Raw genomic sequence first — 20212 nt, forward strand, 5'->3', positions numbered from 1 at the left:
GGGCATCGGCGGCGGGCAGCCCCGCCGAAATACGCCGGTCATCAAGCTGCAGGGCCAGCCGTGCGGCGCGGGTAGCGCCGAGGACGAGGTCATGTCGGTCGACAGCGAGCAGTGCTGCCGTTGGGTTGCTGGCGGCAGGCACCATGACGAAGCGGGCTCCGGCAAAGGCGCTTCTGAAGAGATTGATTTCAATGCGCAGGGCCGCGTCACGAACCATCTGACCGAGGATTCCCAACGTGACCTCGTTCACCTCGTCGCGACACGTCGATATGTCGAGCGCGGCGGCCAGTTGGCCACAATGATCCCTGATCGGCGCCGTTGTACAACTCAGATTGATATTCGAACTAAAGAAGTGCTGATCTCGCAAGATCGTCACTGAACGCTCGTCGGCAATCGCGGTCCCGATGCCATTGGTGCCAATGCTCGCTTCGGTCCAAACGGACCCGGTCCACAGGCCCAATTCATGAAAATGCTTATCATCGCCAGCCACACCGCGGCGTTCGAGCGCCACGCCGTTGTGATCGGTCAATATGAGGCAACAACCGCTCTTGCCCACCGTCGCAAACAAACGATCGAGTTCGGCAGACGCGTCGGCAATGAGTTTCCCGGAGGCTTCCCGAGCCTTTTTCAGCTCCTGTTCGGAAAGTCGAAGCGGCGCGCGCATTTGCTCCGGGGCGAGCCTGTGCATGGCAATGCAGCGCCGCCAGGACGCGACGATGGATGAGTTGGCTGCCGCCGAATCCCTCTGGGTACACGTGTAGACGTGCTCCGCATGCGCAGCGAGTTCACCCATTGGCTCCTCCAACCAATTGTGAGACCAATTTGGCGCAAAGGCGTCGCTTTGGCAATTCCAGGCTCGGGGACGCAGGAGGTGATAGCCAAGATTGCAGGGCGCCAACTGTCGCAGTATTGCGACAGACAGCCCATCGCGCCCCTGGTGCGACCGCCTGAGTGCCGTTGGCGCCAAATTCCGGTCTACCAGGCGCCAGGTTCTTGATGCAGTTGGAAAATTGCGCGATAGGTTTATCGGTTGCGCGTGATCTATCGCCAGCGTAGCTGCAGCTTATGGGATATCGCTTGCTTGAAAACACTTCGACGCCATTCGATCTCCGGCGTAGCCAGGCAGCGGTCCCGACATGATGATCGTCCCGGCATCAGTCCAGTCGATATTGCCGAGCACAATTCACGAACGACCCTGAGGTTGCTACGGCGCCATGGTGCGCTGACACGTCAGGAGCTTTCCAGGGAGCTTGGCCTAACAGAACCGGCCATCACCGGAATTGTCCGCCGCCTTGGGCTGGCGGGACTCGTCACCGAACGCAAGCGCTCCACGACCGCACACTACACTGCCGCCGAATTCGGATTGCGTGCCGAAGCTCGCTACTCACTCGGCGTCCGTATCGGCAAGCTCAATGGTGATGTCGCCTTGGTGGATTTCGCGGGCGAGGTCGTTGGCCAGGAAGCTTTCGCGACGCGCGACGATCTTATCGCCGCGCTCGCCGATCTTCGCCGAACCGCTGGTCCTTCCAAGCTTGTCGGCTGCGGTATCGCAACTTCGCCCGACACTTTCTTGGCTCGCCAAGAGTTAGAAACCGTTCTGGCCGGAGAGAGCGAGGCGCTTTTCTTCCTCGATGACACCGAGGCAGCAATCGAAGCCGAACGCGCGCTGGGTATCGGAGACCCCGAGGGCGGGATGGTCATGATCCTTACCGATTACACGGTTCGTGCAGGTCTCCTGATAGGGGGCAGGGTGTTCCGGGGCATCCATGGACGCGCCGGACAAATTGGCGAAATGCGCTCCGGGATCGACGGAGCCAGTCTGAACGATGTTGCAACGTTGCCGTCGCTGGAAGCTGGCTCAGCCGACGAGGACAGCTGGCTCGCGACCGCCGCCCGCCATCTGCACGAGGCAGTGCTCGCCGTTTCAGGCTTTATAGCGCCGGGCGCCATCCTCCTTGGCGGCGCCTTGCCCAATAACGTCTTGGATGCGGTGGTCGAGCGCATGTCGCAGGAACGCGACGACAAGATCCGCGACCTGGTCATTGCGCCATGGATCCAACAGATCAGACGCGCGACGTTTCCCTGGGCGGGTGTTGCGCTCGGTGCGGCCTTGCGCCCCCTGGACGCAATGGCGCTACCGGACACACGAGCATAAGCCTCGACGACAGTCATGCCGTCCTACGCCGGTGCCAAGTTCGACGTCTGGGCCGGATGTCCGCCGAGCGGGTTGCGAACCCGTTGTGCCGGTTCAGCGGAGGGAAGCCCGAGCCGGTGCGCGAGCGGAATTGCGGCGGCGCCAAGTGCGGCCGCATCTTCTGATCCTGCCGCCCGGTGTAGCGACGGCGCCTGCGCACCGATGCGGGCAATTTCTTCGTGCACATAAAGGAGGAGTTCGTCGATCAGGCGAACCGGAAAACGGCCTCCTATAAGGACCCCCTCAGGGTCGACGATCATTCCTATGTTGACCACCGCTTGCGCAATCTTAACGCTCACCTTGCGCAACCATGCGCTTATGAGATTGCGGCCGGCCTCATCAAGCTCCAGGAGATCGGAGGGCGTCCTCGCCTTGATCCCATTTCGCTGTAGATGGTCAAGCAGGATGAAGAGCGAAAACATCTCGCCGAGCGGTTGGGTGCTGCCGGCATAGGGTCCCTCATCAAAGACAACAGGCAGCCAGCCGATTTCTCCCCCGATACCACTGGCCCCCTTGTGGCGAACACCGTCGATCACCAGGCTGCCGCCAAGGCAGGCATTCGCCAAAATGTAGAAGAAACTGTCGATTTCAGTGCCAAGGCCATATTCGATCTCGCCGAGCGCAGCAGCATTGGCATCATTGTCGATGAAGACGGGATGGTCGGAGAGTGCCTCCAAAGCGCCGCGTACGTCATAGCCATTCCAACGCCGATATTCCGCGGGAAATCCGATCACCGGCACCTCGCCAAGCCAGTCGGGGATGGCAAGACCAATGCCTGCGAGCCGGCTTTCCTGAATGATCTTGCGACGACGAAAGGACGAGAGCGCGTCGCCCACGAGCGCGACGAAGTCGTCTGGCAACAGAAAGCGACGCTCGTGGTGGATGCGCCCACGTACAGTGCCGACGGCGTCCACAGCAACGATCGTCAGATGGTCGCGATCGATGTTCGCGCCGATCGAGAAGACGCCGTCCGGATCGATCTCCAACTCAATGGCCGGTTGCCCCCTTAAACCGTGTCGCCGCCGCGCCTCCAGAATCAGGCCTTCATCAAGCAGCCGCTCGACAATTCGCGTCACGGCCTGTTTGGTCAACCTGGACTGCTCGGCCAGTTCCGTGCGTGAGATCGGACCACCACGATGGATCGCGGAAAGGATCATGGCCCGGTTCGCGGCTGCAGCCTGCTCCGTGTTCGAGCCCGACACCAACACCTTCAATCTCCCTTCTGCATCGCCCAAGCCAGTCTCAAGCGACACTATGTGATCGGCTCCAACAGGAAAAGGGGCCATTGCCGGCCTTTCTCATCATCCCTTGATTCAAGCCTTTGAAATTCGCCAGCTTTTGACCTCAAAGGGTTTCAACCCCGTGGCGGGCGTTTCAGACATCGGCTCTTCCAGGATGGTGACCGCTCCCTGGTTGCGCCAGTTGGACGGGAGCTTCAGCTCAAATGCGCCGCGGCGACCCGCCGGTTCGTAGACGCGCACAATCAGCCCGTCGCCTTCTTCCGCGGCCTTCACGGCCGAGAGTGCCGCATCGATCCCGGTTGCCCCGAGCGGCTGCCAGTTGCCGATCGCACGTCCTGACACAGGCGCCGCCAAGAGCGGTTGGTTCAGGTCTTCGGCTTCCTCCCGGATCCCGCCGTCATACCACGTCCCTTCGTGCGGCATCAGCGCATAGGTGAAGCTCTGCACTCCTTCGTCGGCAAGCGGATCAGGATAGATCGGTGAGCGAAGAAGCGACAGACCAAGGACATTTCCCCGAACGCTGTGCCCATATTTCGCGTCGTTCAGAATGGCGACGCCAAATCCCGGTTCCGACAGGTCGGCAAATCGGTGGGCGGGCGCCTCGAACATGGCGGCATCCCAAGACGTGTTGGAGTGTGTCGGCCGTTCGACCACGCCATAGGCGCATTCGCAGGTTGCCCGACCATTGCGAACGGCCACGCTCGTTTCGGTGCGCAAAAAGGCGCGGCGATCATGCCAATCGAGTTCGGTCTCGATATCGAGACGCCGCGCATTGGCGCCAAGCGACAACACTTGCGTGATGCGTGAATGCCGCCACGTTCTGACGATCCTGATCGCCACCCGGTGTGGCCCGTTGTCGATCACCTCGAGGCTATCGAGTGCGGTGATCTCTTCTGCGCGCTGGGCGTAGTCTTCCTCGACGTCCCAGGCATCCCAGTTGCGCGGTTTGTCTACCGGGTAGACGAAGAGGCGATTGCCACCACCCTCCAGCGCTTCGCGACCAGTCACCTTGTGAACAAGGCTGGCGATCGAACCATTTTTGGCCAAGGTGACCTTCAGAACGGCATTTTCCAAATGCTCACTGCTGACGGAAAGGCCGGGCGCGGGCTGCAGCGCCTGGGGGTCGACGACAGCAATGCCGAGCGGCGCGATCATCGCCTCGCAGGAGACCGTTTTTCCATCGGGAAGCGTCAGCCGCAGCGGGCGTGCGGACAGGGACGGATTGATAACGAGTACGTTGTCGCCGGTGCCGGCCGGCAATTGCCCGGCGATTGCTTCCATCGCCTTGGCCTGTGCCGTGTTCCCCGCGGCGATGACGGCCTCGAGTTCGTTGGCGGCATCGACGTAGACTTCCGCGATGGACGAGCCAGGCAGGATATCATGGAATTCATTCTTCAAGACGACCCGCCACTCCGGCTCCATCGATCTGGGTCGGTCGGCTCCCATCAGATGCGCAAGTCCAAACAGCGTCTCGGCCGTAATGAGGCTGCGTTCAGCTTTGCGATGCAGTCGCTTTACGACGCTCTGGCTGGTCAGGGTCGCGCGGTGCAGTTCGAGGTAGATTTCGCCGCGCCAGGTTGCCAGATCCTTCTCCGTTGCGCGCTCATGCGCGCCTTTGAAGAAGTCGTGCACCTTCGTCCAGCGCGCCTTCGGTAAGGTCGGAAATGCCCGCAGTTGTTCTTCGCGGACGATCATCTCAGGCGTGACGCCGCCGCCGCCATCCCCATACCCCACCGCGAGCAGGGTCGTGTCGTGCTTGTCCTTGTCCTTGAAGTTCCGCCAGGTTGGCACAAAGCAATCCGGTCGCACGAAGCCATTATAACCATGCATTGGGTTATCGAACGTATGGGTAAGAACCCGGCTGCCATCCAGGCCCTCCCACCAGAAGAGATCGGATGGGAATTTATTGGTCTCCGACCAATTGACCTTGATGGTGAAAAAGCTGTTCATTCCGCCCTGGCGTAACAGCTGGGGCAGGGCGCCGGAGAAGCCGAAGCAATCCGGTAGCCAGCAAACACTGTGGCGAACGCCGAATGTCTTTTCGAAATAGCGCTGTCCATAAAGAATCTGCCGGCTAAGGCTTTCACCGGTCGGCATGTTCGTATCTGGCTCGACCCACATGCCCCCCACTGTCTCCCACTGTCCCTCTCGGGCACGCTCGATAATGCGGCGCAAAAGTGTTGGATCGTCCTGCGCGATTTGCGCGTAGTAGTGAGCAGTCGACTGATTGAAGCGAAAATCGGACGACTGTTCCATCAGAGAAAGCGCGGTATGGAAGGTGCGGCGTATCTTCCGCCTCGTTTCGCCATAGGGCCAGAGCCAGGCCAGATCGATATGCGCGTGTCCCGTCAGCGCGATCTCGCCCTGTGGCGGGAACCGTTCACGCAGTCTCTTCAGCCGCGCAAGCAGCGTCTCGTAGGCAAAAACCACGCTGGCGCGCTCGGCCTGATTGAGCCCCTCCGGTGACACTTCTAGCGGCGGCAATTGCCAGATCTTTTGCTGCATCGGGGAAGGGGCGGTGCGCGCCACGTAGGCTGCGGTTGCCGACGGCCATTCCAATCCACGCATCGTATCCTCGGCGATATCGAGCAAGTGCGGAACCACCTCATGCTGTTCGAGAATATCCACTGCCTCGCAGATCTGGCGCAGAAGCAGCCAAAGCTTGTCGACTGCCGTATCCAGCCAGATCAGCGCTGCGCGCTCCAGCTTCGGACCGCGCACTGGCTCCCCGAACGGCAAGCGTGCCACCGTCTCCGATGCGATCTGGACATTCCGCGAAGGGAGGAGGAATTCCCGGTGATATGGATCGAGGCCAAGCCTCTTTTCGTTCCCTGCCTCATCGGTGATCGTGATCAGGCTTTCCCCGCCGAGATCGAGCGAAAGACGAGCATCTTCCAGCGGCCAATGGCCGGGCAGTTTAGCAGTCGCCGCAAAATGAACGGTACCGTCGCTGCGCGGCCATGGTGCGCCGATGGCAATCGGCTCTCCGCCGAATGTCCAGCCGTCGATCTGGACGGTTTCACGCGAGCGCCAGTATTCGAGTTCCGCGGAACGGGCACGGATGCGTTCAAGGCGTTGGAGCAGCGTAAGCGTCATAATGATATCCTGCGATTTGAAACAAAGATCAGCCCTTGACGGCACCTGCCGTCATCGCGCCGAGGATGAGCCGTTGAAGGGAAAGGAAGGCGACGATCGCCGGTACGACCGATACCAGGCAGGCCGCGGCCAGGAGTTGAATGGAAGAATCATTCTGCGTTCCGGCATATTGGAAAATCCCAACGCCGATCGGCATCAGAGATTCCTTGCTGATAAGCAAAAAGGGTACGAGGAACTGCGACCAGCCGGCAATCACGGTAATGATGAAGGCAGATGCAATACCGGGAGTCGATAGCGGCAATATGATCCGCCAGAAAACCGCGAAATGGCTGCACCCATCGATGAACGCCGCCTCGTCGAGGCTGCGAGGAATGCCGTCGACGAAGCCCTTCAGGATCCAGGTTACCATCGGCACCGCAAGCGCGATATAGACCATTGCCGCGCCGAAATGGCTGTCTGTCAGACCGATGGCCGCCATGTAGCGATAAAGCGGCACCATGATGACGAGCGGCGAGATCATCTGGAAGGCGAGCAGGACCATCATCCATGGGCCCTTCCCGCGGAACGGAAAGCGCGAGAAGGCGTAAGCCGCCGGCAGTGCCACCACCAGGCAGCCGATGGCGCTTGATGTCGACAGGATCAAGGCATTCCAGAGGTATCCGGCAAACTTGTCCGAGGACAGAATAGTCGCGAAGTTATCGAGGGTAGGGGCTTTCGGAATGAACCGACTGACGCCGAGAAACACTTCCTTGCGCGTCCTGAGCGCCAATGAAAGAAGCCACAGCAATGGCCAGGCAAAGAACAGGAACGTAGCAGCCAGAAAAATGTAGCTGAATAGATCGCCGAGCCTATCTTCTCTCATACCGGCTCTCCTCGTGGAAGGAAGCGCGCGTAAACAAGCGCCAGGCTGAGACTGATGACGAGCATCAGGATCGATAACACAGCGCCGGCCGCAAGGTCGTAGTTTCGAAACACGACATTGAACGTGTAGAGCGAAAGCACTTCGGTTGCTCGTCCCGGCCCGCCGCCCGTCAGCGAGATGATGGCGTCGAAGGTGTTCAGCGTCTGGATCGTGATGAGGATCATGTTGACCAGGATCGCGGTGCGCAGTTGCGGCAGGGTGATATAGAACATGCGTTGCCGTGCATTGGCGCCGTCCATCTCGGCAGCCTCGTAGAGCTCGGGATCGATCGCTTTGATGGCCGCATACATGACAACCATCGAGAAGGCCGTCCCGCGCCAGACATTGGAGATCACGACGGACCACATGACCATGGCGGGATCGGAGAGCCACTGTACCGGCGCAGCCCCCACCATCCGTAGCAGGCTGTTCAGGCCGCCGAAGGGCGCCTCGTTGAACAGCATCTTCCAGATAATGCCACCGGCAATGCCGGGCACGACCCATGCGACGAGCGCCGTGGTTCGCACGATGGTCGATCCAAACAGGCCCCGCTTCTCGCTGCGCACGACGACCTGAGCGATGAAGAACCCGAGCACCTGTTGCGCGACGACACTGGACGCCGTGAACACGAAGGTGACCCATAGTATCTGGACAAGTTCGGGTTTCGATAGCGTATGGATGATCGTCTGCAGCGTATATTGCTCATCGGTACCGACGAGCGAAATGTTCGTGAACGCAAAGCGGAACACGTCGAGCAGCGGATAGAGGTAGAAGACGCCCAGCACGAAAATGAGCGGAACAAGCCAGGGTAGGGGCGAAGGATTGCGCCGGCGCAAGGTACCTACGCCAAGCCTTTGGGGACGTTCGGCCGCAATGCTAGCATTCATCATCGATCAATCCGGTCCATTGTCCTTAAAGGATGCCGCCAGTCGGAGCCGGCGGCGCAAAGGAGGGACTCTGCGCCGCCGATCGATCCCTCAGCTCCGCTTGAAGGCGCTGAGAGAAGCACTGAAGGCCTCGTCCACGGCAGCCTCGGTCGCCTGAGTGCCGGTCAGGACTTTGCCCATCATGATCTGGATCTGGTTCGAGATCTCCGGATAGACAGGCGCTCCAGGCCTTGCTTGGCCGACCTTCAAGGCTGCCGCGAATGTCTTGTTCGCGTCGCTCGAAAACACCTCGTACTTGTCGTAGAGGTCGGCACGTGTGGGAAGCTGCTCCTGCAGTGCGTTGGCCGGCCCCATGTAGACCTCGCGCGCGAGATCGGCGCAGACCTTGACCTTGGCGGGATCCTTGCTAAACGCGGCGACGGTCCAGCCACCAGTACCGGTCGAGCGCTGATCTGCCGTTGGTCCTGGAAGCGGCGAGAAGCTCCACTTCGCAAATTCGTCCGGATCAAGTGCCGTCTTCAATTGGGCATACTGCCAGTTGCCGCCGACGAAAAGCGCGGTCGTGCCGGCTGCCGCGGCCGCATTGAAGTCGTCGTAATTGCCGATGGTTGCGACGCGCTTCGGCGCTGCCCCGGACTCGACGAGGTCGCGGTAATAATTGACGGCCTTGATGAATTTCTCGCGATTTTCGCCCTCACCGAATATCGGCTTGCCTTCGTCGTCAACCAGTTTGCCGCCCTGCGCCCAAAAATTCGCAAGCCAGTCGAAGGTCGTTCCTTCATAACGGCTGCCATTGAACAGAACACCTTCCATGCCTTGTTCGACAGACGACAATGCTGCCTTCTTCAGGTCATCCCAAGTCTGGGGAGCATCTGGAACGATTTCCTTGTTGCGATAAAGGACGCGCAGATCCGTCGACCACCACCATGCATAGATGTTGCCATCGGTGCCGGTTATGCCATCGCGGATAAATGGAAAGAGTTGCGCGATCTCATCCTTGCTGAAGTAGGGCGAGAAGGACTGCAGTACACCGGCCTTCTTGAAGAGTGGCAACACGAAGGAATCGACCGCTGCGCAATCGGGAGCCGAACCGGACTTCGCCTGCTCGAGCATGCGCGCCTGCTCCTGCCCGATGTCACCCGACATCATCTGCAGTTCGATTTGCCAATCGGGACGCTTGGCAATGAAGTCGTTGAACAGTTTGCTATAGCCCTGAGCATAAGCCGGCTCGTTGTTGCGCGGGCCGTCCGTTGTCATGCGGAAAACCATCTTGTTTGGCGCATCGGGCTTGCCGACGATATCACCGGTGATGGTGTCTTGAGCGATGCTGAGCTGCGGCAGTGTGAAAATCGTGCTGGCAGCAAGCGCAAGCGTAATTGCCTTCTTCCTCACCCTATTTCCTCCCTGAACAGGATCCAGGCCGAGCTCGTTGCCTCCACACATCGAGCATCTCGGATCCGAAGATTAGATTAAGTCACTTTCTTTTGGTGTCAAGGTGGTGGGCGTCGTCCAGCCTGCAATAGCGCAAGGGTTTAAACGCTGACGTGCATATGTCGCTATGCCAATCGAAAAGTGCTCGTAATTTCAATCTCTGCCTGCGCGCAATGCGCGTGTCACGATGAAGTCACAACACTGCCCGCCGCGCCTGTGCTTTAACGTCACGGGGTGGAAATGAACAGGAAGGCACCATGACGCGTGTTCACGCGCAGCTATGGTGACAGTGATGTGAATGCCGATCATTTATAGACGCATGACCCGGGATGAGGCGCTGCAAAGCGCTGACATCATCGTTCAAGCCTACGCCAAGCCGCCTTGGCACGAAGAATGGTCCATTCAGAACGCCATTTCCCGCATCGACGAACTGACAACGACGCCCATGTGCCTAGCCGTGGCAGCGTTTGACGCACAAAGGCCCGTCGGCTTTGCCTTTGGCTTGCCGCACACGTCTGTGATGGGTCGCGGGATTCACGTCGCGGAAATTGCAATACGGCCACAGCACCAGCGCTCAGGAATCGGTTCGTGCCTATTGAAACGATTGGAGGAGGAGGCGCGCATCATGGGCTACGTGCACGTGTGGCTCGTCTCTCGCAGTACCGGCGGCGTTGCGGACTACTATAAGAGCAATGATTATCAGCATTCTGAAAAGCTCTGTGTCTACTCCAAGAAACTGACATAGGCCGGCGCATCACGCCGGCCTATCCCGCAGTCCCCTCAATAATGTCAGTTCAGGCAGATCGCCCCTTTAGACGCCAGCACGTCCGCCAAACCCTCATGCGGACCGTCGCCAATTTCACGCAGAACTTCATTCAGCGCCATCCCAAGACAGTGCATCGCCCCCACCAGGTCGACGTCTTCGGCCGCGTATTTTGCGTAAGCGATCATGCGCGCCAGTGCGACGAGTTCTTCCAAATCGTCGGAAGATCGCTCACTGCTACCCAGGTCGATCGGTCTGTTCGCCGATGCTGCACTCATTTTTGTTCTCCCTCGAACGGGGGAGAGAATATTCAGGATACGCGCAAAAGGCCCGTGAAAAACACGTGACACACGTTATTGTTGCATTTCATGTGCTGGCCGACAAATTACAGCTTTTCCGAAAAAATAAAGGTCTCGTTGAACTGCCATGTAACTTCAGCAGGCAGAGGGTGATCATCCGCAGCCCGAACGGCCTCGATCAGGGCGAGAGCGTCTGCCCGCTTCTGATCGACCTCGCTCGATCGAAGCAGCGACAGCAATTGCTGCCTGTCTGCCGCGGGAAGATCGACATTTGCCACGATTGCACGCCATGTCCGCATCTTGAAGAACAAATTGGCCGCAGCGGCCTCAAGCGCCATGCGAAGCCCTCGCGTCAAGACCTGATGACGCTCAAGCTCATCGAGAGTCGCCCTGACGTTGACCAGCGGTACTGTCAGCGCCTTGTATCCAAGTTCTTCCGGTCCATGCAGCAACGCAACATCCGAGTCGTCTACCGTCGCAGCTGTCGCATACTCGCTGTAGATGCGACCAATGCCGACCATACCGAAAACCCCGCATTCAACCGCCCGCAAGGCGCCCATGCTTGCGGCGCCGAACACTCGAACCTGCCGCGAAAGCGCATAAAGGATTTCCTTGTGCCATACCGGCGCGATGTATTCGAAACCGCCATCGACGACGCCAATTACGCGGGCGCCCCTGCCTACAGCGGCCAAGACGTCGCCTTGAACGGCAGGCGGGCATATGGTGACCTCGTTCCCGACAAAGAGGGCGGCATCCGGCAGGCTTGGCCCGACAAAGACGACCTTCATGAGAACACCGCCTTGGCAATCGCGCGAGCGCCAAAACGACGCGCCCGCGCGCCTTCGGGATTTTCAAGATTCGGAACGAATATTTTGACAACGTGAAAGGGAAGGCGCGGATCGCTGAGTGGCAGCGCGATGACGGATGTGATCTGTCGGTCACGTAACGCATCGAGGACATCCGCGAGGTGCGATCTGACGCCGTGCCGCTGCGAGGGTACGTTCCTGGTACGAGCGACCGGCATGGCATCGAGGGCGCGCAAGGTCTCTGCGGGCACAGGCCACTCAAACGCCTCCGGCGATAAGTCGTCGCGTGCGCCGCTGATATAGGTGACCCTGGATTGAACGGCCTCGGTCATTGCCCGTATGGCCGCCCGCAAAGGTGAAAGATGCGCGCCGCTGCCACCAGTCACTTCGACAAAGCGGATGTTTTCCTTGCCTCGCTTCGCAGGCCCGAGGATGGCGGTAAAGCAGGGGACAGCGATATCATTTGTCATGTCGAACAGGCGCACAGCGAGCCCTGCCGCCTCGATCTTTCGAACAAGTTCGTCCACCACCGGATCGCTGAAGCCCAGCGGATCGATACAGCGGTCAAGCCGATCCTCTTCGCTGCCGATCTCCCAAAGACAATAGGCATCGCGTTCAATACGCTCAAGCACCCCATGCAGGATTGCCTCCTCTTGCGTGTTGCCGGAGGCAAGACCGTCAGAAGACATCCAGAAGCGGTTGCGTCGCGTCCTGTCCAAAAGCGCCGCCTCGAATGGGACATAAATCTCCCGATCCGTCAGCAGCTCCCTGCCGCGCGCCCAGTCGATCTGCTCGTCCGGCCGGATGTCCTCCTCCTGGTAGCCGATCAGGCAGGAGAGCGTATCAAAAGACAAGCCCGCCGCATGAAGATCCTGAGCCGACGTACGCAACGTTGGAACGGCCGGCCTGTTGGCAACGACGCGCTCCAACGCTTCCATGACGGCCGAAGCCTTGGCATCGTCATCGGTCAAACCCTTGCCCTGAGCGATCGCGATCGACCGCCCATTTGGCACGTAAGCACACCACACCGGTATGCCGATGTTGTCCAGGCCCGTATGCCGGGCCACCCGCGTTATACCGAAATCCGCCAGCAAGGGCCCGGTGCGGGCAAGGGTTTCAGAGGGTGGGATCGTTCGATCGCAATAGGCAGCCAGCTCAATGGCGGTCAGGGTGCGGGCTCGAAGTGACCGGAGAACACCGCCTTGGCTGTAGAGACCGCAACCGCGAAGTCCACCTTTTTGACGACGGCGGCACCCGCCTTGCGCAGGTCCACGATCTTCGCCAATTCACCGGTTGGCGCGAGTTCCTTGACGGTCCCCGCATCGAGGTCGGCAATCCAAAGTTTCGCATCCCCTGCAATGCCAAATACAACTGCCCTTGACATGATGTTTCCTTTCGTTGGTGTCAAAATCCAGCTTTCAAAAGCCCCTCTCTGTAGAGATCCTTGTGCCACTGCTCCTTCATGGGAATGAGGGAGAGCCATTTTTCCACATCGAAGACCGGGTTCAGCGTTTCCGCACGTTGCCGATAGAACTGTGCCCGCCTGCGGTCACCGATCATTGCGCAACTCGCAGCGGCAATGCGGTAAGCCGGCGCCTTGTCCTTCATGGCTTCAACATAGGCAATGGCGTCGTTGTACTGCTCGAGGAAGTAGCTTGCGCCTGCGGCACACCAAAAATAGCTGTCCGGCGAGATAGGATTGAGTGACATCGCCTTCTGGATCTTTGCCAGCGCTTCCTTGGGACGTGAGGCATGCACCAGTGTGTCGGCGTGGCTGTAGATCACGTCGGCGAAATGCGGGCTCAATTCCTCCGCGTGACTGAGCGCCGCCACGCTCTGATCGACGTCGCCGAGATAGAGTTTTGTCACGCCGAGTTCGCGGTGGCCGCCGGCGAAAACCTCGTCCCGCTCTATTGCCTTCAATGCGTTCTGCTCAGCAAGACCCAACAATTCCGCGTTGCCTTGAGCGGTCACCAGCCACTCGCTGGTATAGGTCCGTGCCAGGCCGGTAAACGCGGGCGAAAAATCGTGATTGTATTTCAACGCCTCCTTGAAGGCCGCTCTCGCCCTGCGAATGTGCGGCAGGGTCAGCTTGCCCATCAGGCTCGCACCCACAAGATAGGAATGATAAGCTTGCGGGTTGGCTTCCAGGCTGAGCCGGGCTTTCTCCCTCCTGGCAAGCTCATCCACGACAGATGATGAGAGGTTTAAAGCAATGAGTCGCCGCTGGGTCGGCAGTGTTGCCGCGGTCATGGGAAAGCGCGTCGCCCAGATGATCTCGTCGGTCGGGAAGTAGACGAGCTGCGCGTATAGGCCTTCGCCTGAAAGTCTCGTGTCGAGGAGATAGGAGATCGAGTGGCGGGCAATAGCGGCCGCTTTGTCAGAGTCCCGCCGGATTTGCTCTGCGGTGTGCGGCGCAACGATGGAAACGTTCCTGAGAGCACATAGCTCGATCGTGACATCCTCTATCAGCGCGGCGGCAAGCGACAGCCCCACAACACCGCTCTGTGAGGTCGGAGGAAGCAAGACCAGTCGCGGCAGGGTCGAATCAGGCCGCTGCTCCGGCTCGCGGCGGTTTGCGCTCCGTGCCTGCGCCGGGACCACATGGTTCGCTGTCTCGCCTTCGCTCGCAAGCAGTACGCCCGGGCCGGCAACGCCCGGCAGCCCGCGAAGCATCGCCCGAACCGGCTCATCAGTCGGATCCTGCTCGAGAAGCAGCAGGGCTGCGCCCGACACGGTTCGGTAGTCATCTGCACACTGTGCAGATTTCGCAGCCTCGATGAGTATCTGGCGCAACTTGACCCTATGGCTTCGCTGCTCGCGTGCGATCCAGTTGTCGATCGCCTTGCTTGCTGATCGGACATTGCCTGCGAAATCGCGCTGAAGCAGATCGCTGCACGCTTTCAGCCCCTTCATCGCCGGCCCCGGCTTATCCAATATCTGCATGTCGACGGTGAGGCTGTGCGCGCGCAGCGCCACCGACGTCGCGGTGATTTGCAGCGGCGCGGTGTCGCTGTCATCGATCTGGCGAATGCGGGAAATCAGCTTTCGTAGATTGAGGCCGGCCTGATCAGGCTCGGCCTCCGACCAGAGAAACGCCGCGACCTCCTGGCGAGTGAGCGCGTGGCCCTTGCATGTGGAGAGATACGCCATCGTCAACAGCGCCTTGGCGGGATATCCCACGGCATTGCCTGCCTCGTCCGTCAGACGCAGTTCGCCAAATGTTTGGAGATGCAGCACCCGTTATCCTCGTGTTTCGTCCGCATGATCCCAGCCATACTCATCCGCGACCGACTGCGTGGAGCCGAGGCTCCGTGCAAGTGCAAGCAGCCTTCGACGAATATTCGGATTTTCGATCGCAATGAAGGCCCGTGTCAGCGCCAATCCCTCTTTTGAAGCGATGAAATGCGCGACTTCATCGGTATCCGCGCTCAAACGCAGGCCGGCGGCCTGCGACTTCTCCTCGTCGAAAAAGAACCCAATGGGTACGCCAAGGACCTCGGCAATCCGCTGCAGGCGGCTGGCTCCTACGCGGTTGACACCTTTTTCGTACTTTTGGAGTTGTTGAAACGTAATGCCCAGCGATTCCGACAGGCTAACCTGGCTCATGCCAAGTAGCTTTCGCCTCAACCTGACACGCTCACCCACATAGGCATCAATAGCGTTTGGAGTCTTGGCCTTCATGGCACCCCCCGTTTCCTCGTGTCAGACTAGCAATATGATGACTTTCGTACAAAATACAACCGAGAGTAATTTTTTTCAAGAAACTAATCACAGACGCGACTACATTTTGCTATCTTGTTGCGAATTTACCCGTGTTGTCGAAATGCAGCCAAAACTGATGCGTTGAGACGGCAATATCGCCCGATCAGATTACCGACCTTGGGCGGTATATATTTTGACTGTTCCATTCATGGTGGTGTCACGTCGATTTCACAAGCCTTTCCCAATTTCTGTGACTATGTTCGAGGCACGGTTAAGTTGAAGCCTTAGCGACCCTAGCTCCCGCGGAGACCAGGGGCCGCAATGCCTTTTCGCTGAACTGATCGATGGGTGGGGTGTCATTCGACAGCGTCTCGGTTGTCACGAATTGGTGCGCTGCTTAACCAACATCAGCATTCAACGCACATCAAGAACGTGTGCCGTATCGACCGGAGACAAGGGCCATGGAATTACGTCCTATCATCATCAGCCACGCCGACAGTCTTTCCGCCTGCCGGGAAAAAATTGAGGAAGCCGTATACCTGATCATCCAAGGCGAAAAACTCGTCGGCTTTTCGTCGACCGAAATCGCTATGGCAATCGCGGATATTGCGGACGACTACATTCTTGCTGCCTCCAGGAAGCGCACGGCAACGCACTGATCCACGCCCGCGCTGCGTCCGGATCCTCAGGGACGATCAACCGCGCCCCATACGGGATAAAGCGATACGCAGAGGTTCATCCGACACGAAAATCAGGCCGCCGTAAGGGTGGGCCATATCGTTGACGATGAAGACCGCACCTCCGACGGACACCGCGCAGACAACAATGATCGATATAACGGTGCCGTTATAAGGCGACAAAAGGCCGAACGTGAGAAAGATCACAATCAGCCAGAATGTCAGTACGACCAGGAAGGCCGTCGGCAGCCCCTCGTTGCCCGTCTCGAGAACCAGCCAATGCGCCTCTGCGATAGCACCGCTGATTTCCAGCGCACGTGTCTTGAGCAGACGGTGTACATCGTCCTCGGGCGTCAGCGCCCGCAATATCGTCTGGACAGGTTCGACGCCGAGATCATCCCCCGCTCTCGTCCCGAAGGCCTCGCCAGCAGCGCCTCCCCAGCTCTGGTTGATGCGCGCCTCGACGAGTTCGGCAAGCCTCTTGCGTGCTTGAGCCGTCTCAGGGCCGTACTGCGCCAGTACTCGGTCAAGAAGGACGAGGCGAGCGGCCGATGTCTTCAGCTCAGTTTCCGCATCATCGAAGGCCGTCTTGGCGGACGCGACCAGAAAGCCGAGCGCAAGTGCTGAAAGAGTGCCGACGACCGCAGTGGCGAGCTTGATGGCTTCCTTGGAGTCTGCGGACAGGTGATGACCAGGCAGGCGTCGGCTGATCCGCGTGCCAAGCAACGCCGCCCATGCCAGCAGCAGTGCGATAATGCATCCAGTTTCAAGAGCTGTCATGATGGAGTTCGCCTGTTTCGGCGCCATCGAACTGAAATGATTGGATTTCGTCAAGCTCGCTCGTCGCCATTGGGCCTTGGCTGCAGGCAATGCTGCACAAACTCGCTTTATATTCGCGTCCCGCCGCCCACCGCTGACTGAGACCGTCAGCGGCATATCCTTCAGAATCCGCTGCAAGTCCGAAGGTTTCGCAGGGAGCGAGCCAAAGCGCGACAAACATACGGGAGCGTCCCCCGAGGGAGGCTCCCGCTTTAAAATATGCTTACTGCTGTGTCGTGCCGCCCGTCGAAGGGGTGGCCGGGGCTGGCGTTGCCGGCTCGCTTGACGGTGCGGCCGGCGCCACCGGCGGCTTCATCGGCTGAGATTCAGTCGTCGAAGCGGTCGGATTCGGGTCTGTGTCAGACCGGCCGAACCATTCCGTGATCGCAAACGCCGCAACGAGTATCACTGCGATCGCAGCAACCCATCCGATCCAGGTGCTCGAGCGGCCGCGTGGGGGCGCTGTGCGCAGGTCGGGATCTGTACTGGGGTTGCGGACGGGATCATTGGGGTCGTACGTCATGTCGTTTCTCCTCTCTCTGCAGCAAGCAAAATGAACTGCGTCCAAATTTGTTCCCGACGTGTGGGCAGGTGCCCCTGAGAGGTCGACCGCTCAGCACCGCCCACCACACAAAATCACTGGGCTCTTGATCGGGATAGTCTCGGTGCTCATGTCACTTTCTTTCAGACATTCTTCAGGATCTGCTGGCAGAGTGCACCAGCGCGTTGAGTTGTGCGTACGCGCTACCTCATCCGACTGGAGCGATCGAAAGCCCGCCAGCAACCCGTCATCCGCGGAAAACCCTTCTGGACCAGGGCCGACGTTGGCTGCGTCATCGGCACCTGCCAATTGCATACTCCCTGTGATCGATGCGTCAAAAGACCGGCCGGGCGGCCGCCGGCCAAAATCCGCCTAGGGATTTAAACCACAGCCGCATGACGGGCTGGTGGAAGGTCACGTGTGACAAGCGCAAGCCGTTTGCGCTGGCTCAACCGCATGTCGCGTGTCAAAGTGGCGACTACAACCGCAAACGTGGCAAGGGTTGCGGCGTCAGTAGGGGTGACACATGTCGGTGATACAGGTCCCGGGACTACTATCCTTTACCATCGCAATTCTCGTATTTTTCGCTGGCGCCAACCTCAACCGTTTAATCCCAATCCTTATCCACTGGAGCATTCCCGAAGCAGTCACTGGGGGCCTTCTGGCGGCGCTTGCGACGCTCATCGCCTATGAGTTCTTTGGCGTCGAGATCAGTTTCACCCTGGCCGCGCGGGACATGCTGCTTCTCTACTTCTTCACCGGTGTCGGGCTGAATGCCAGACTGTCCGATCTGGCGGCAGGCGGAAAGCCCTTCCTCATCCTTCTCGGCATAACGCTGGTCTTCCTCGTCATCCAGAATCTTGTGGCCATCGGCACCAGCAACATCCTTGGTCTTGCGCCAGGCACTGCAACATTGCTCGGATCGACGTCGCTGATCGGCGGACATGGTACGACCATTGCCTGGGCTCCGATCATAACCAACCGTTTCGGTCTTACGAACGCGCTGGAGGTTGGCATTGCCAGCGCAACACTTGGCCTCGTCATCGCCAGCCTGATCGGGGGGCCGATCGCACAGTATCTGATTAAACGCCATCGCTTGAGCGCTCGCGCTAACGAGGAGCTGACGATAGGTGTGTCACGCGCAGCAACAAGCAGCCATCACGATGACGTCAGTTACGTCAGTCTGTTGCGAACCCTGCTTGTAACCAATCTTGCTATCCTCATCGGCTATGCCTTGCATGAGATCATCGTCGACGCCGGCATCAATCTTCCGCTGTTCGTCGTCTGCCTGCTCGTCGCAATCGTGATGACGAATACGGTCCCGTTCGTGGCGCCGAACCTGCCTTGGCCGACGCGCACACGCGCGCTCTCGCTCATATCCGATCTCTCGTTGAACGTGTTTCTAGCCATGTCGTTGATGAGCATGCAGTTGTGGGGCCTTAGTGGGCTTGGTCTCGCGCTCGTCATAGTGCTCGCGATCCAGACGATCGTCGCCGTAGCCTACATCCTGTTCGTCGTGTTCCCGGCAATGGGGCGCAACTATGAAGCCGCCGTGATTTCTGCGGGTTTTTGCGGCGTCTCGCTCGGCGCTACGCCCACAGCGATCGCCAATATGACCGCCGTAACCAAAATCCATGGTGCGGCAACGATCGCATTCATCATCCTGCCGCTCGTTTCGGCATTCTTTATCGATCTGGCGAACGCAGCGGTTCTTGGCTTTCTTGTTCGGTGAGATTGCGCTCTTGTTGGTCGCAAATTGGCCCGATGGATCGCTTCCTGGGCCTTTTAGCTTACCCTTGCAGTCTTCTGAGAAGCACGCCGAGTCGCTCTTCCGACGGGCAATCCTCAAGGTCCGAGCGAGCTGGGATGCCACCGCCTCCTCGGTTCCTCACCTCGCTCGGGCTGTAGCCGAATGCTCGCTTGAACGCACGGCCAAACTCTGCGCCGTCGCTGAACCCCCGCTCTTCGGCGATCTGGAATATGAGGCGCCGATCATTGGGGTCTGTCAACGCGGCGTAGGCACTGAGCAGTCGACGGTGCTGAATGTAGTGCATTACCCCACCGAAGGGCTCGAACAGGTTGTAGAGCCGCGTGCGCGAGATGCCGAGTTCCCGCCGCACCAACTCACTCCCGAGTTTGGGGTCGAGCAGCCGGCTGTGCACCAGTTGGCGTGCTCTTTCGAGGAGCACGTTGGCAATCGGTCCTTCGGCCGCCTCGATATGGTCCGCAGATGGCTGCACGCAGGCAAGGATCATAGCGCGTGTGGCTGCCGCTAGCCCGGGCAGATCGGCTTGAACGAGCATCGGCAGGCGATTGGCGACGTCAACCAGATAATCCGAAAACAGCCGCCCCATGCCTGTCCCGAGCGTCGAAAACTCCGCCGAGCCGAGTGTGGCCGAAGTCTCGAGGGAAAGATCACGCGGCACAAACAGCATGAGCATCTCGCTCCTATCAACGACGCCGTCGAAGGCGCGGCCGAGTGAGTGGATCTGAACCTCACCCGGGCCCGCGGTAAACGCGGTTTTTACCGCATCAGTGCGGGTCTGTCCGGACAACAGGACGGTCATCGTCCAGTGATCGACGGGATCACGCCGAACATGTCCCGGCAGGCTCGAAAATGCGAGGCGGTCCGTACTGATTTCGGCAAGGACAAGACTGCCAAGATCCCAAAGCTTTTGCCGACCGCTGAAATCTGCAGTCATGGGGTCGATATCAGAAAGTTCGAGCATGGGCGCGAAACTGTCGTGCCATGTTGCAAACTGATCCGCTCGCGACAGGCCCGCGGTCGAAAATTCAAAGGAAGGCAAGGACGATGCCCTCCCGTCTACTGAGATTGCCTCAACGGCCCCGCA

General features: G+C 59.3%; 19 protein-coding genes. 4 read left to right on the plus strand and 15 right to left on the minus strand.

From position 1 onward, the window contains the following. A partial coding sequence (locus PMI09_RS26150; RefSeq protein WP_007801459.1) for a GAF domain-containing protein occupies positions 1–793 on the minus strand: 793 nt, incomplete at its 3' end. Positions 794–1081: 288 nt separating this feature from the next. Here PMI09_RS26150 and PMI09_RS26155 point away from each other — a divergent pair. Beyond that, complete coding sequence (locus tag PMI09_RS26155) at positions 1082–2155, plus strand: ROK family transcriptional regulator (protein WP_007801461.1); 1074 nt, start codon at positions 1082–1084, stop codon at positions 2153–2155. A gap of 23 nt (positions 2156–2178) precedes the next feature. Here PMI09_RS26155 and PMI09_RS26160 read toward each other — a convergent pair whose 3' ends face one another. The 5 genes from PMI09_RS26160 to PMI09_RS26180 form a co-directional block, all read right to left on the minus strand. Beyond that, positions 2179–3351 (minus strand): ROK family transcriptional regulator, encoded by a 1173-nt coding sequence (locus PMI09_RS26160; RefSeq protein ID WP_244423831.1) that lies wholly within the window; start codon positions 3349–3351, stop codon positions 2179–2181. A gap of 156 nt (positions 3352–3507) precedes the next feature. Then, positions 3508–6531 (minus strand): alpha-mannosidase, encoded by a 3024-nt coding sequence (locus PMI09_RS26165; protein ID WP_007801465.1) that lies wholly within the window; start codon positions 6529–6531, stop codon positions 3508–3510. 28 nt (positions 6532–6559) lie between these two features. Continuing rightward, positions 6560–7393: a carbohydrate ABC transporter permease gene (locus PMI09_RS26170; RefSeq protein ID WP_007801467.1), complete on the minus strand. Its 834-nt coding sequence runs from the start codon at positions 7391–7393 to the stop codon at positions 6560–6562. Continuing rightward, complete coding sequence (locus PMI09_RS26175) at positions 7390–8322, minus strand: carbohydrate ABC transporter permease (protein WP_007801469.1); 933 nt, start codon at positions 8320–8322, stop codon at positions 7390–7392. The genes PMI09_RS26170 and PMI09_RS26175 overlap by 4 nt, the downstream gene beginning before the upstream one ends. Before the next feature lie 87 nt (positions 8323–8409). Beyond that, entirely contained in the window at positions 8410–9762 is a 1353-nt protein-coding gene (locus PMI09_RS26180; protein ID WP_007801471.1) for an extracellular solute-binding protein, read from the minus strand. 286 nt (positions 9763–10048) lie between these two features. On the opposite strand from PMI09_RS26180, the gene PMI09_RS26185 reads away from it, so the two are divergent. Further along, entirely contained in the window at positions 10049–10495 is a 447-nt protein-coding gene (locus PMI09_RS26185) for a GNAT family N-acetyltransferase (protein ID WP_007801474.1), read from the plus strand. Between the two features lie 44 nt (positions 10496–10539). Here PMI09_RS26185 and PMI09_RS26190 read toward each other — a convergent pair whose 3' ends face one another. From PMI09_RS26190 to PMI09_RS26215, 6 genes are all read right to left on the minus strand, one after another. Next, positions 10540–10791: a hypothetical protein gene (locus tag PMI09_RS26190; protein WP_007801476.1), complete on the minus strand. Its 252-nt coding sequence runs from the start codon at positions 10789–10791 to the stop codon at positions 10540–10542. A 107-nt stretch (positions 10792–10898) separates the two neighbouring features. Next, on the minus strand, positions 10899–11600 hold the full coding sequence (locus PMI09_RS26195; protein WP_007801479.1) for a TfuA-like protein: 702 nt from the start codon (positions 11598–11600) through the stop codon (positions 10899–10901). After that, positions 11597–12748: a YcaO-like family protein gene (locus tag PMI09_RS26200; RefSeq protein WP_037084220.1), complete on the minus strand. Its 1152-nt coding sequence runs from the start codon at positions 12746–12748 to the stop codon at positions 11597–11599. Before PMI09_RS26200 ends, PMI09_RS26195 begins: the two co-directional genes overlap by 4 nt. A 35-nt stretch (positions 12749–12783) precedes the next feature. Next, positions 12784–13002, minus strand: a complete 219-nt coding sequence (locus PMI09_RS26205) for a hypothetical protein (protein ID WP_007801483.1) — start codon at positions 13000–13002, stop codon at positions 12784–12786. 20 nt (positions 13003–13022) lie between these two features. Continuing rightward, positions 13023–14858 carry a hypothetical protein gene (locus PMI09_RS26210; protein ID WP_007801484.1) on the minus strand — a complete coding sequence of 612 codons (1836 nt, stop codon included), beginning with the start codon at positions 14856–14858 and terminating at the stop codon, positions 13023–13025. Between the two features lie 3 nt (positions 14859–14861). After that, positions 14862–15302, minus strand: coding sequence for a helix-turn-helix domain-containing protein (locus PMI09_RS26215; protein ID WP_007801486.1), 441 nt, complete (start codon positions 15300–15302; stop codon positions 14862–14864). 482 nt (positions 15303–15784) lie between these two features. Between PMI09_RS26215 and PMI09_RS26220 the strand changes: the two genes are divergently transcribed. After that, positions 15785–15982 (plus strand): hypothetical protein, encoded by a 198-nt coding sequence (locus PMI09_RS26220; RefSeq protein WP_007801488.1) that lies wholly within the window; start codon positions 15785–15787, stop codon positions 15980–15982. 36 nt (positions 15983–16018) lie between these two features. Here PMI09_RS26220 and PMI09_RS26225 read toward each other — a convergent pair whose 3' ends face one another. Both PMI09_RS26225 and PMI09_RS26230 read right to left on the minus strand, forming a co-directional pair. Then, positions 16019–16780, minus strand: a complete 762-nt coding sequence (locus PMI09_RS26225) for a bestrophin-like domain (protein ID WP_007801490.1) — start codon at positions 16778–16780, stop codon at positions 16019–16021. Between the two features lie 262 nt (positions 16781–17042). Further along, positions 17043–17342 (minus strand): hypothetical protein, encoded by a 300-nt coding sequence (locus PMI09_RS26230; protein WP_007801494.1) that lies wholly within the window; start codon positions 17340–17342, stop codon positions 17043–17045. A 544-nt stretch (positions 17343–17886) separates the two neighbouring features. Here PMI09_RS26230 and gltS point away from each other — a divergent pair. Then, positions 17887–19092, plus strand: coding sequence for a sodium/glutamate symporter (gene gltS, locus PMI09_RS26235; RefSeq protein ID WP_007801496.1), 1206 nt, complete (start codon positions 17887–17889; stop codon positions 19090–19092). A 58-nt stretch (positions 19093–19150) separates the two neighbouring features. Here gltS and PMI09_RS26240 read toward each other — a convergent pair whose 3' ends face one another. Further along, the gene (locus PMI09_RS26240; protein WP_244423829.1) at positions 19151–20167 is read right to left on the minus strand and encodes a helix-turn-helix domain-containing protein; all 1017 of its coding nucleotides are present in this window, start codon (positions 20165–20167) and stop codon (positions 19151–19153) included. Positions 20168–20212 lie beyond the last annotated feature (45 nt).

Source organism: Rhizobium sp. CF122, from assembly GCF_000282035.1.
In the GTDB taxonomy this organism is placed as follows: Bacteria; Pseudomonadota; Alphaproteobacteria; order Rhizobiales; family Rhizobiaceae; genus Rhizobium.